The 12,000-nt window shown below is 50.0% G+C and carries 12 protein-coding genes and 1 pseudogene; 7 read left to right on the plus strand and 6 right to left on the minus strand.

The features are described from left to right. The first annotated feature begins 12 nt into the window (after positions 1 to 12). From ACHUE7_RS04615 to ACHUE7_RS04635, 5 genes are all read left to right on the plus strand, one after another. Positions 13 to 534: a TlpA family protein disulfide reductase gene (locus ACHUE7_RS04615; protein WP_246026280.1), complete on the plus strand. Its 522-nt coding sequence runs from the start codon at positions 13 to 15 to the stop codon at positions 532 to 534. A gap of 73 nt (positions 535 to 607) precedes the next feature. Continuing rightward, on the plus strand, positions 608 to 886 hold the full coding sequence (locus ACHUE7_RS04620; protein ID WP_394168943.1) for a hypothetical protein: 279 nt from the start codon (positions 608 to 610) through the stop codon (positions 884 to 886). A 5-nt stretch (positions 887 to 891) separates the two neighbouring features. Then, a complete protein-coding gene (locus ACHUE7_RS04625) occupies positions 892 to 1,635 on the plus strand; it encodes a cytochrome c biogenesis CcdA family protein (RefSeq protein ID WP_394168944.1) in 744 nt (247 codons plus the stop codon). A gap of 19 nt (positions 1,636 to 1,654) precedes the next feature. Further along, positions 1,655 to 2,479 (plus strand): WD40/YVTN/BNR-like repeat-containing protein, encoded by an 825-nt coding sequence (locus tag ACHUE7_RS04630; protein WP_394168945.1) that lies wholly within the window; start codon positions 1,655 to 1,657, stop codon positions 2,477 to 2,479. A 15-nt stretch (positions 2,480 to 2,494) separates the two neighbouring features. After that, on the plus strand, positions 2,495 to 2,938 hold the full coding sequence (locus tag ACHUE7_RS04635; RefSeq protein ID WP_127557193.1) for a c-type cytochrome: 444 nt from the start codon (positions 2,495 to 2,497) through the stop codon (positions 2,936 to 2,938). Between the two features lie 365 nt (positions 2,939 to 3,303). Here ACHUE7_RS04635 and ACHUE7_RS04640 read toward each other — a convergent pair. From ACHUE7_RS04640 to umuD, 5 genes and pseudogenes are all read right to left on the minus strand, one after another. Beyond that, positions 3,304 to 4,127, minus strand: a pseudogene (locus ACHUE7_RS04640) (IS66 family transposase); the annotation flags it as partial. A gap of 530 nt (positions 4,128 to 4,657) precedes the next feature. Further along, positions 4,658 to 6,820 (minus strand): tyrosine-type recombinase/integrase, encoded by a 2,163-nt coding sequence (locus tag ACHUE7_RS04645; protein ID WP_394168946.1) that lies wholly within the window; start codon positions 6,818 to 6,820, stop codon positions 4,658 to 4,660. Further along, entirely contained in the window at positions 6,817 to 7,839 is a 1,023-nt protein-coding gene (locus ACHUE7_RS04650; protein WP_394168947.1) for a tyrosine-type recombinase/integrase, read from the minus strand. The genes ACHUE7_RS04645 and ACHUE7_RS04650 overlap by 4 nt, the downstream gene beginning before the upstream one ends. A gap of 55 nt (positions 7,840 to 7,894) precedes the next feature. Then, positions 7,895 to 8,110, minus strand: a complete 216-nt coding sequence (locus ACHUE7_RS04655) for a Y-family DNA polymerase (RefSeq protein ID WP_463558204.1) — start codon at positions 8,108 to 8,110, stop codon at positions 7,895 to 7,897. Positions 8,111 to 8,136: 26 nt separating this feature from the next. Beyond that, positions 8,137 to 8,574 carry a translesion error-prone DNA polymerase V autoproteolytic subunit gene (umuD, locus tag ACHUE7_RS04660; protein WP_394168948.1) on the minus strand — a complete coding sequence of 146 codons (438 nt, stop codon included), beginning with the start codon at positions 8,572 to 8,574 and terminating at the stop codon, positions 8,137 to 8,139. A 253-nt stretch (positions 8,575 to 8,827) separates the two neighbouring features. Here umuD and ACHUE7_RS04665 point away from each other — a divergent pair, with 253 nt between their 5' ends. After that, positions 8,828 to 9,103: a transposase gene (locus ACHUE7_RS04665; RefSeq protein ID WP_394168949.1), complete on the plus strand. Its 276-nt coding sequence runs from the start codon at positions 8,828 to 8,830 to the stop codon at positions 9,101 to 9,103. Between the two features lie 411 nt (positions 9,104 to 9,514). After that, positions 9,515 to 10,465: a hypothetical protein gene (locus tag ACHUE7_RS04670; RefSeq protein WP_394168950.1), complete on the plus strand. Its 951-nt coding sequence runs from the start codon at positions 9,515 to 9,517 to the stop codon at positions 10,463 to 10,465. A gap of 609 nt (positions 10,466 to 11,074) precedes the next feature. Here ACHUE7_RS04670 and ACHUE7_RS04675 read toward each other — a convergent pair. Next, a complete protein-coding gene (locus tag ACHUE7_RS04675; protein ID WP_394168951.1) occupies positions 11,075 to 11,971 on the minus strand; it encodes a protein rep in 897 nt (298 codons plus the stop codon). Between the last annotated feature and the right edge of the window lie 29 nt (positions 11,972 to 12,000).

The raw sequence follows: 12,000 nt of genomic DNA on the forward strand, positions 1-12,000 counted from the left end.
ATACGACGGTCTATGATGACATTAGTTCTGGTCGCGACTTTGCTCCCTTTAAGCACGGTAGCAGAGCCTCCGGCCAGGACTGGCCCTGGCGGCTTGCTATTGTGGGAAACCCCTCAAGATATTGCGGCTGTCACTTTCGAGGATGGGAGTGGTAATGCACTCAGTCTGTCTGACTTTTCGGGGAAGTACGTGTTACTGAACTTGTGGGCTACCTGGTGTGGCCCATGCCGCGAAGAAATGCCAACTCTGGACGCGCTTCAATCCGAACTTGGGGGATCAAACTTTGATGTACTGGCGCTTTCCCTGGATCGTCAGGGGGCGGGCGTAGTGACCGAATTCTATAGAGAAATAGGTATCGAGAATCTTGGTGTCTATGTTGACGATTCCGGTATGGCGGGCAACAAACTGAGAGCGGTCGGTATTCCAACGACATTGCTGCTTAACACCGAGGGCCAAGAAATAGGGCGATTGGTGGGGACTGCTGAATGGAACAGTGATGAAATGATCAAGTTCCTAGCAGATATACTCTCCTAAATAGGGGGAAAGACTAATGAATTGCTGTGACAATGAGCCCAAAGATGGCCATAAACAATCTCGAAGAGCACGGATGTTCAATAATCCACGCCGTCTCCTTCTGATAGCCGCCGTTGCCATTGGCGCCGGTTTGCTATTCGGATGGGAGCAGTTGGTCCTGTTTGGTATTGCCCCAATTTTGATTAGCCTGCTTCCTTGTCTGGTTATGTGCGGCCTTGGGGTGTGTATGATGTGCAAAAACAAAAAGTCTGAAAACAAAACAGAGGACGGTGTAAGCCTGGTCGATACAAGGGCCGCTTCCAATCCGGGGTCAAGTGATTCTATCGTATCTTCAGCCAATGTTAAATTTTAATACTAATGATTGAAATTGCTAACATCAGCCTGATAGCCGCCTTTTTGGCCGGACTGATTTCGTTTATATCTCCGTGCGTATTACCTTTGGTTCCCGGTTACCTGTCATTCGTGGCAGGCCGACCATTGGAAGAAATAAGAACTGCACAAACGCTGGACCGATTCCTGACAATGGGCCGGGCAACCTGGTTTGTTCTTGGTTTTTCTACGATATTTCTCATGCTGGGGGCAAGTGCGACTGCGATTGGCGGGCTATTACTTACCTACCGGCAAGAAACCAACCTACTTGGCGGGCTCATTGTTATTGTGTTTGGCTTATTCATGACTGGGCTGGTACCTATTCCCAGGTTGCAGCGGGAGTGGCGATTTTTCCACAAAATACCGCAGCGAGCAGGCCGACCACTGGCATCTTATCTGTTGGGTGTCGCTTTTGCCTTCGGCTGGACACCCTGTATTGGGCCAATACTGGGGGCCATTTTGACCCTGGGTGCCTCCTCGGCAAATATGGCGGGCGCATTGTCTTTGCTTGGAGTCTATTCGCTGGGTCTGGGTGTTCCTTTTCTACTAAGCGCTCTTTCGATTAACTCCTTATTAAACAAAGGAGCAGTCTTTCGCCGCTGGGGTCGAACACTGAATGTTATCGCCGGCGCCATTATGATTATTATGGGCGTTTTGATAATTACCGGGCAGTTGTCAGCTTTTTCATATTGGCTTTTGGCGACATTCCCGGTCCTGGGTACAATCGGATAACTGGCATGAGAGCATAACTATGACTGCAATTCACACAAGTAAACAGTACCTGTTAGCGTTAATTTTGATGACTGCGTTAAGCATGGCGGTTGAAGCAGAGCCAAGCAGTCAGGTACTGCCAACATTGTGGTATGATTCCGCTGGGGATCAACTATACAAAGTGTCCGACAACCGATTGTTTAAAAGCAAGACTTCAACGATTGACTGGCAGGAAATAGAAATACCTTTCGGTCTGACGGGCTCTGAATTGACCTCAATTGTTACATCCACAGAGAATGCCCAGAGTGTCTATGTTGCTGGTTTGGGTTTGGGCGTATGGCGCAGATCAGATGAAGGGAATGCCTGGGAAAGCTTGGATGGTGACCTACCTTCGAAGGACATCATGGCTCTGGCCATACATCGGGACCAGCCCGAAACTCTGTATGTTGTACTTGTACAAGATGGCATATACCGCACACAGAATGCAGGGAAAACCTGGACAAAAATGGACAGTGGTCCGGTAAAACCCATTCTTCGATTGATGCATTCAAACATGGAGGGAAGTATGGAGACAGGCTGGCTATATGCTGTTTCTGATGATGCCGTTCGAATCTCCATGGACTGTTTTTGTGGTTGGCGTCTTACTGGAATTATGAATATTGGAGCAGTCTACGATACTGTCTTTGATCCACAAAACCCCACGCAAGTATACGCTGCTACAGATACTGGTATTTGGTCCAGTTCCAATGGTGGTCAGGAATGGGAGCTGGGTAGCGATGCCGTTTCTATTGCTATTGCCTTTGTTCCTTCGTTGGGATTAGTTGGGCTCGACAGTAGCGGTAGCGTTTCTCGGTATATTGATTAGAAGGCTGCCAGGTCAATGTACAGCTTATTTTATAGAATCATTTTAGTTGCCTTGCTAGTGATGGCTGGTAATGGCATGGTTTACGGTAATTCTTTGGTGATTGAAGAAGGCCGGAGTGAAGGTCGTGCTGTATATGAGGCATATTGCGCAGGGTGTCATGGGCTTTCGGGTCAGGGACAAGCCGACTGGAACCAAAAAAATCAGCAAGGTGAATTGCCGGCTCCACCGCACGACCCTGAAGGCCATACTTGGAAGCATTCAGACAAAATGCTCTATAACATAGTAGCTAAAGGTTGGCGTGACCCATGGAATGATTCCAATCGGTTGACCATGCCTGCTTTTGAAAACATCTTGACACCTAGTGAGATCCGCAATGTAGTCAACTATCTCAAAACATTTTGGAATGCTGATCAGCGCCAACACCAGGAAAGCGAAAGTTTGACAGCTCCATTTCCTTAGGTGGTTGCCTGTATAAGGTAAGCGTCTAGCCGCACCATCTGTAGCGTACGTTCACAGTCCTTGACCCTGTTGTTTTCTTTAATTAGATATATCGATGCGAACTGTGAACGAACGACACGCGTTTTGCGCCGGGTATCTTAAAGCCTGCTCTGAAAATGGCCTGACCAAGTTTTCCTAATATCAGCAATACGGCGTGAATATCAAAAGCCTCTATTACTGACGATTATATAACCGACCCTTGGGCCTCGGTTGCCAGGCCCGTCGCGCTGGTACCGGCGTCAGTCCAAACGCCTCCTGCTAATACATCGGCCGACGCGTTGTTTTTTAGTCTTCACACTGGCTGGTCATTGGTAAGCGTTCGGCCATCACACCTTGTCAGATGATGACCAGTTGTGTGGTAGCAGTTCATTGATCGCACTCGCCTGCTGGGTTGGCAGCGGGGTGAGCACGTTTTCAGGTACGCATAAGGCTCGTGCCCATTCAGCTTCGCTGTCTGATCAGGCTCATGATTGCCACCGCACGTTGGTCACGGCGACCAGCCAGTTCGACCGGCCCAGTGCCCATGGACGTACTTGGTTTTCCACTCGATTGTTATCGATCGGCACTTTGCCATCATACAGGTAACGGATTAACGTTGCCCATTGCTTCAGGCTATAGTCCAATGCCTTGGCAATGGCCGAGCCCTCCGGTACCAACTGGCGCTGTCCGATCATCCAGTGGTGTAAGGCATCCAGTGTAGGTTTGGCGTGTTCCTGTCGTCGTTGCAGTCGCTGCTCAGCGCTCATGTCTTTGAGGTCCCGCTCCACATCATACGGACGTTGGATATACGACAGCGTCTGAGCTGCTAAGTGGCTCGTTTTTCTCGCATACAGATCGAAGAACTTGCGACGTGCATGGCGATTTCCGTGACGCCGGCGGCAAAGCTGGCCTTGTAGCCACCGAAGTCGTTGCATACCAGTTTTCCAGTCCAGACACCGAGGAACGCCACACCGCAGGCACCCACCCAGTCCGCCAGGGTTGAGCGGTCGATGATAAAACTCGCATGGGCAAAGGTCTTCTCTTGCCGGTACTGCTGCAAGAGATCGGCGTGCTTGGCGATCAACACCTGGGCCAGTAACCCGGTCGCCGGGATGCCTTTATCGATGAAGTGGCCTGCCAAATCTGATCCATCCCTATCATGACAGCAACGTTCGCAACCAGGGCAGACACCACACGGCCGCTGATAGGGGCTAGTGCACGACAGCGTTACCCCGAACGCCGGGCAGTTCGATCCGCAGCATCGGTGAGCAACTCGACTGGGTCGTTGGCAAGGCCAGTGGAATAAAGTTAGGAACTCTATCTGCATCAGACGAGACATTGTCCGTTGTACGTCGCCATTTATGAACTAGGTTCGCGTTGAGTCCATAGGTAGGTGCGATGTTTGCCAGGGAAGCGCCGGGCTGGTTACAGGCTTCGACAATCTAGGCTTAAAACGCCTGAGAATACACTCTCCGTTTCTTAGGTTCAGGTCTGGAGCTAAATATGAACATATCGATGTCTATTTAAAAACAGCTGAACACCATTGATTGTGGTAGGCTGGTAATTTCAGATGGTTTCACCACAGGACGCTTACGGTTAAAGCGACTCACGACTAATGTAACAGTGGGACTTGCTACCACTACAAACAGCGGAAGATTGGTCGCTACATTTTTTAGCATTGTCAGGCCAATCGATCACGAATTATGAACGCCCTTTTTCAGCAACAATTTCACTTGGGGTTCGACCATCCAGAGTTGGCACGGTATCAAGCTTCCGAATGAGTCCGTCCAGTTTCGCCAGATCGCCTTCCACTATTTCCCGCTCATCCGCAGTCAGCGGAACCGTTTCCAAATACCGTTTAATGGACGTTTTGCTTTCCAATGCCTGGGCCTTTGCGCTGGCTTTCGGCAAATTAAAATCACACCCAGCGCAGGCCATGCGATGTGGGCAACTGCTCCAAAAGGGATTCGAACAATACGAGTCGCCCAAGTCATAGAAGGTGTAGGGGTCATCTGAATGGCGCGCAATGATGTCGTGGTCGATCAGGACTGAAACCATATGCGCCATTTGATCGGCTTTAACAAAGGATGCCGCCAGCTTGGTAGGCCGAATTCGAATGTAGTGCAAGGTTGAGCTCGGCGAGCTATGCCCCGACCACTGCATCAGCTCGATCAGTGACATGCCTTGAGGTACACTGGCTAGTGCTGTTACCGCGGATGCACGCCCTCTGTGGCTGGTGATTCGCCCGCGACTGTCCTCCAGTGGCACACCCGCCTTGGCGCATAGCATTGGAATGATGGTGCTATTGATGGCACTTGACCCTATGCGCTTGCCCCGAAACTGGAACAAGTAGCTAACCTTATTCCCAGTTCGCTCATCAAGCAAGGCAGCTTGGTCGGCAGGCCTATCCTCCAGCCAGGCGTCAATGCGCTCCTTCACAACCATTCCTACAGGTTTGACAAACGCTTTGAATGTCTTGCTGGCAGGAATATCTAGATAGCAAAGGGTTCCTGCTGGGACGATAGTTCCATCCTCGTGCACCACTTCATGCGTTTGTGGATGGGCGCACCCTTTGTCCAATCGTATAATTTCATTATTACGCAGGCCAGCGTGCGTCCACAACACGGCAATGGCTTGTACCATCGATAGGGGGTAGTGAATTTCTGAAAGCAAATCCTTACGCTCAATATTTAGGCTCGCCCATATCAACTTGAGCCATGTCGAGTCATCAATAACGCGTGGGTTGATACCCGAGCTAAACGTCACGGATCGTGGCGTAGCCAAGTGATGTCGGGGACTGAACTTCAAACGTCCCCAGCCCCACAGCTCGAAGTCTGAAAAAAAACGCCGCAAGGCATGCAAAAAGTTACGTTTTGAGTTGGCAGCAATAGGCTGGCCAAGCCCTTTGAGCTGTGTTCCCTTCGCTGACTCCAAAGCCCACTCACCAACCGTCATCCGGTCAATAGCGGCAATAAACGCAGCGCAAGTGGACATGCTCCAATCGGTAGGCGCCGCAACTTCTGGTTGCTCACGCGCTAGCCAGCCACCAGTCCTTAAGATAAAACTGTAATTACTTTCACGTGTGCGAGGGCGTAAGGTGGAGGTGTCTCGCCATCGACGACACCACATCGTCCAAGTAGGGTCGATACCTTCGATGCTTTTTTCCCGCCAGCAGGTGTATCCCCGCATGCGCAGAGGTTTTGCCAAAACACCCATGGCAGCCAGTCCGTGAGACACTTTCCCAACCGATTTTGCGACACCTAGACTTCGATTTCTTTGGCCCTTCAGTAGCAGTTCTTCAGTGAAGGTCTCCAACCGCGGATCACCATTTTCCAACATCAGGGTGCCCAGCACGCACGAAAGAAATTGTTCAAGATTGCGCGCGGCGTAGCCTAGCGACCTCAACGCTTGACTCAAGCGTGCATGCTCATGTCTGAACACTTCATGGCCGAATATATGAGAAGCATATATCGCTGGTTGCCGGAATTTTTCGATACGCTGTGGGGTCTTAAACCCGCCAATGTGGTAGGCAACGGAAGCGAGGAACGGTTGTGATCCAGTTCGCTTACTGAGCAACGTCAACCACTGTGACTCAGACCAACACCAGTAAGATTGACCAGTTTTGCTGACATTCCAGAGAATGGCTGCCACGGAACAAATTGCTAATCGCTTGGAAACGCCGCTGTGGTCCACTATATCAACCAGGGGGGCCAGCAACTTAGGTATCTCTGATTGGAGGTAGCGCCAGTCTGAACGGTGAAAGTGATTCGAAAGTATGGTCAGCTCCCGATTCGATAGAATGCTCTGACGTTCGTACTGGCTCGTGTCGAATGGAACATAGGGGATTATGGAGGGCGTGCTCATTGCAATACCTCAGATCCAAAGAGTTCACAAAACACCCGAGCATCGAGACTGCCAATCGAATGAGCCATCTTTGCAGTTAGATCAGCGCCCGACAGGTGCAAGTAAACTAAGGTGGTCTTGGGATCTCGATGACCAGCATATGCGGTCAATTCATGGAGCTTCCAGCCAGCACGAGCCAGGTGGGTAAGCCGAAGGTGGCGAAAGGTGTGAGTGCTCAGGTGCAACAGTTTCGCTTCCTTGGCCCATCCTTCAACCGTTTTGCTCCACGTCCAGCGGGTCAGTGACGAGCCTCGATTACGATCTGATTCTGATCGAAACAACGAGCCATGCAACCAGCCTGCGTTCCGAAGAGCATACAGATGCGCTACTAATACCGGTGCAATTTCAGGGCTGTAACACACGACGCGGCTGCGTTTGCCTTTGGTCGTCTCCGCTCGCACCGAGACTAGCCGATGTGCAACGTCTAAATCCTCAATTCGTAAGGCCACCAACTCGGCACGACGAAGTGCCCCAAAATACGCCAACGACAGCATAAGTCGATCACGTATAGACGACCTGGCCGCGATACTGAGAAAGTGTCGCCACTGCTCATCGGTAGGGATGTTTGGCAACTTTATCAATCGTGGGAGCAAACCCCTGACAAACCCTCCATGTTCAGGCACTTGGCGAAGCCGGCCATGCTCTCCACGAGGTATAGGGTTGTGGTTGCAAAGGCCCTGAAATACCAGGTAATCGTACCATAACCGGATGGCAGTAAGTCGTTGGTGTACGGTTGAATTAGCCACTGCACTATTTGTACCAGGTAGCTGCTCACGAATGTATAGCGTGACTTTCTCGAATGTCGCAAACTCAGGTTTCAGGCCATTCTTTTCGCAATACAACAAGTAATGAGCAAGGGCGCGACTATAGGCGTCTAGGGTGGCTGTCGCACGCCCCAGATTAGCCAACAGCTCCAACCATGCATGAACACTGGGATAACGGCTTAACACTTGTTTGTGCAGTGGGGTGGTGGCAGCCATATGCGCCTCCTGAGTGTCAACGCATTCATATTAGTTCAAAAGCATTCCAACTAACTTAATACAGTGCATAGTTCGAGCTGAACACCGTTACCTGGTTCCGCTGCACCAGATCCCGAATCTTGAACATCGGCGCCCCCATGGGGATACCCAGCGCCTTGGCTTCGGCTGATCGGGCAATGACACAGCCGTCATTATTGGACAGCACCACCACTGGCCTCGCTCTCAGGCGAGGTTGGAACAGCTGTTCGCATGAGGCATACATTGAATTCACGTCAATGAGCGCGATTACCGTCGGTTTCAGACACCACCCCCTAACATGGGTTTGACCACAAAGGTAACGACACCGAAGATTTCGAGCTGCTGATCCCCGCTCAGTTCGATGTCCGGGTGGTCATCGCTCATGGCAATCAGTTTCATGCAGGGGCTGGTCTGAAGACGCTTAACCAGGAAGTCGCCATCTACGGCCGCAACAACTATGTGGCCATGAATAGCTTCAATGGACCGGTCCACCACCAGGTAGTCGCCGGGCGCAATACCGCCCTTCACCATAGATTGACCCTCTGCCCGGAGCACATAGGTAGAGGCGGGACGCCTTATCATCAGCTCGTTGAAGTCCAACTGGCTGTCCAAATGATCCCGAGCCGGGCTCGGGAAACCCGCATGAACTGGGTCCGCATAGAGGGGGACGATGCTGGGAAGCGGGTTATCAGCTAAGTCTAGTAGTACTGCTTTCATGATACTCTACTGTATAAATAACCAGTATTCTAAGCAAGGTTAGCCAGAGAGCAAGGCTAACTGTATTCCCTGTACGGACAATAAGTATTCCTGTAGGAGGCGATCGAGCTACGGTAGGCTCTATGGTCAGCATTTGGGCGTTGTTCTTGGGCTCTAATAAAGTTGTTAACGAATGTTGCTGCGACAAGCCGCTTACAGCGGTGGCCTGAGTCGGAACCCTGCCGGTCAAGTTGGATCGTCGGCAGGATGCCTTATGCATTGTCTATGCAACGCACTGCTGAGCCATACCGAGAGTGTAGTGGCCATACTGGCCCGATATACACACTGCATCGCGGTTTTCAGCAATGGCCGGATCCTGAGTATGGATGAAGAGCGAGTTCGGCGACGTTACGGGGCCTATCTGGATGTTAGCTTCAAGGTAATGAGGCTGGCGCAAGAGGGCCTCACACACCGCTATCTACAGCATGTACTCCACCATGTGTTGATGAGCTTCCGCCAATTTGATTTCCTGAGTAACAGCCATCGTTAAGGTAGAATGAATCAGATTCAGACTCGCCCTAAGCCGACCCAGGGAACGGTATGATGTAACAATTAAGCGAGCCGGAGCGGTGCCCTAGCTGTCTCACTGTGAGATTGCGAGTTAAGAGGGCGTATTGGGTTCGATTGCGGTCTGACACTAGCATATCCTCGAAAAGTCGCTAGTCTGAAAAAAGACAGAGGAGTCGGCCATTTGCAGAGAATTGTACGGCCTATCCGGTAAACGTGGCATATCTTCATTAGATTGGCAGCCACGAAGACTCCGCATTAAAGGTACTTTTATTAAAAACACGCCAGAAGGTAAGTGAGTTAGCCCAACAGACATTTTCCATAGCTCTGCACACGGAAGCTACCTACACAGGTTTTAGGAGTGGCAGTCGGAGTTTTTCTTAGGAGAAGAAAAATGAAAGTCATTAGCTTGTCAATTATAATCATCGGGATGGCACTTGCTTCAGGTTGTACCGCACTGCAACCGAAATCTACAGCTGAAAAACTTTCAGGTTACACGTACATTCCGGTAGATCCGTTTGCAGTGCGGACCAATCCAGGTAATGCCTGCGGCGATATAGACATAACAACTCTAGCCAAGTCTGTTGATGTCGGACAGGTGAGATACAAAGACTTATTAGAAGCGCTCCCTGACAATGCTGTTCGAGTATCCATTCAACAATATTCAGCATCAGGCCAAGTGAGCTATGGAGTAGGAAGCATTAACAGTGAAGCAGATTCCTATAAGTTAACTGTGGATTATATAAACACTGACACTGTAAACGTTAAGTTCTGGTTGACCAAGTATGCTATTGAACAAGATTCGCAAAAAATAGTTTCAGTTCCAATGTCAGTATCAACTGATAACAGCAATTTCATTCCGGGATCAATAACTTTCGATGTTCAACGTATTGGAGTTGGAGAACCTGTGGCTCCAACAGATAAATCTGAAGAGTTTAATCTTCCTGTTTATATAGGAGTAGGATTAAGGGTTACAGCAGTGATCGAGTCATTTGAAGGCGCCTCATCAATTACGGGTCTTGGTTCACTCGCCACAGAAGCGGAAGCATCTGGTTTGAATGGTTTCTTAGTCACTCAAACGCTTGGAATAAATGGACAGGGAATCGCAGCGGCACTGCCAATACAGAGCGAACTCAACCCGACAACGGCGCAAAATGCAATAGTTGCTGTTGGTTCAATCAAATCGCTATTATACGAGGACGGTACCATAGTCGCTCCACGAGTAGTCGGATTATATCTACCTTTTCCCGGCGGAGAACCCTTAGTCAATGCGATCCTTTCAGAGCTATCCAAGGAGCGAGTAATCTGGGAGCGTCCGTGCGTTGTGGATGTCGACAGATCATAGAGCTCTCCAACATCGGTTCCAGAGTAACCGACTTTATGTAGCTTTGTGATTTCAAAGCCGTGTTTATGCCGAACGCTATTTGATAGGAAGAATCGACTGAGCGACAATCTCCAGGAAGCTATCAATAGATACCGTATGTATTTCCAGGAAAAACTTGCTGGATTACGAAATGCAGAGTTCGGTGAATCTACTGGCCCGGATATTTCACCAAACAACGTATTCCGATAGCAAAACGGCTTTGGGAAGTTAATAATAAGGTTGCGACATCATTTATTTTAAACCATCAAAGCTGCAACGGAATGCTACCACATGACTTTCCCCCCTTCCCCTTTAAAACGTCGTAAGGTTGATATAGCCTTTACCGGCGGTGACCTATTGCTAGATGCTGGGCTGATCTTTTTTTTTGAGAAGTTGACAACAAGATCGGCCTGTCGCGCCAACTGGACGTGAGGACCCCAATGACACTTAAAATGATGCAAACATTTTTCAGGAATTTCTACAAGCTTTGCGAAAATCGCTGGGTCACCGTTAAAGGCTTCCTCCCCCACATTCGAACGTATGGCATATTTGAAGTATCTCCACCTGGTGGCGGTGACTGTTTATTCCGACTTAGTAGGGCAAGTCCCCTTCGTCAATGTGGAAGATTTCGTCCAGCACAATGTCGTCAGCGATATCACCGAGCTGAATATTCCTTCCAGTTCCTGCTTGCAAACGAAGATTGCGAAGCTCGCCATAGAGCTCCACTTTACGCAGTGACCTCGTTTCCCGAGAGATGGCAGCCAACCAATCATAGCTTATTGGACCCACTACCGGTTTCGTCGAATACCTTACCGTATTGATGACGTTTTCTCTGACCGCTGCATAGCCCAGCTTTTGAGGTGGTCGAATGCACGTTGCATGGACGTCCGGAATGTAACCCACACCCAGGCAGCGCTGCCATAGCTCCTGCCAGGCTTCTATGGATACGTAGTTATTGCCCTGCGACATGGATGGTCTGACCATCAGTAAGCAGTGGTAGTGAGGGTGTGCATACGCTATGTCTGAAGCTTGGTGAGTCACCTCAGTAAAGCGAACAGCGCCGAGTACGTTCTGGACCCAAAACGCCTGGCGTCTCAATCGCTGGAATCCAATGGACATACGTTCCAGGGCAGCTCTGAGCTCAGTGACATGGCAGTTCTGTTGGGTCAAGGTGAGGTAGATCCAGTGCTGGCCATTCAAAGTCGGGTAGTTGTCGAACAGCTTGTGAAAGATGGCGGTGTACTTACACGATCTGCGCCATTGGCAGATTGGGCAGAGCCGATGTCTGCAGAAGCTGCCTTTTGTGATTATCCTGCTGGAGAATGGGTCTTTATCGTACGTTAGCCTATCCGCGCAATCATGTATTCTCAGACCCTCATATTTGGTTGTTGAGTGCACTACTAGTTCGTCGGCTATGGCACGCGCTGAGCTTTTGAGTTCATTCTGCTTTTGGATGAGCTCCATTTCATAGTGTTGATGGATGAGCATAGGGTATCCCTCCGTGTGGACGATGGCTG

This window comes from Saccharospirillum alexandrii, from assembly GCF_043641555.1.
In the GTDB taxonomy this organism is placed as follows: Bacteria; Pseudomonadota; Gammaproteobacteria; order Pseudomonadales; family Natronospirillaceae; genus Saccharospirillum; species Saccharospirillum alexandrii_A.

Bases quoted from the DNA above. Each gene is read 5' to 3' on its own strand.
- ACHUE7_RS04615 (WP_246026280.1), top strand. From the start codon at position 13: ATGATGACATTAGTTCTGGTCGCGACTTTGCTCCCTTTAAGCACGGTA.
- ACHUE7_RS04620 (WP_394168943.1), top strand. From the start codon at position 608: ATGTTCAATAATCCACGCCGTCTCCTTCTGATAGCCGCCGTTGCCATT.
- ACHUE7_RS04625 (WP_394168944.1), top strand. From the start codon at position 892: ATGATTGAAATTGCTAACATCAGCCTGATAGCCGCCTTTTTGGCCGGA.
- ACHUE7_RS04630 (WP_394168945.1), top strand. From the start codon at position 1,655: ATGACTGCAATTCACACAAGTAAACAGTACCTGTTAGCGTTAATTTTG.
- ACHUE7_RS04635 (WP_127557193.1), top strand. From the start codon at position 2,495: ATGTACAGCTTATTTTATAGAATCATTTTAGTTGCCTTGCTAGTGATG.
- ACHUE7_RS04645 (WP_394168946.1), bottom strand. From the start codon at position 6,820: ATGAGCACGCCCTCCATAATCCCCTATGTTCCATTCGACACGAGCCAG.
- ACHUE7_RS04650 (WP_394168947.1), bottom strand. From the start codon at position 7,839: ATGGCTGCCACCACCCCACTGCACAAACAAGTGTTAAGCCGTTATCCC.
- umuD (WP_394168948.1), bottom strand. From the start codon at position 8,574: ATGAAAGCAGTACTACTAGACTTAGCTGATAACCCGCTTCCCAGCATC.
- ACHUE7_RS04665 (WP_394168949.1), top strand. From the start codon at position 8,828: ATGCATTGTCTATGCAACGCACTGCTGAGCCATACCGAGAGTGTAGTG.
- ACHUE7_RS04670 (WP_394168950.1), top strand. From the start codon at position 9,515: ATGAAAGTCATTAGCTTGTCAATTATAATCATCGGGATGGCACTTGCT.
- ACHUE7_RS04675 (WP_394168951.1), bottom strand. From the start codon at position 11,971: ATGCTCATCCATCAACACTATGAAATGGAGCTCATCCAAAAGCAGAAT.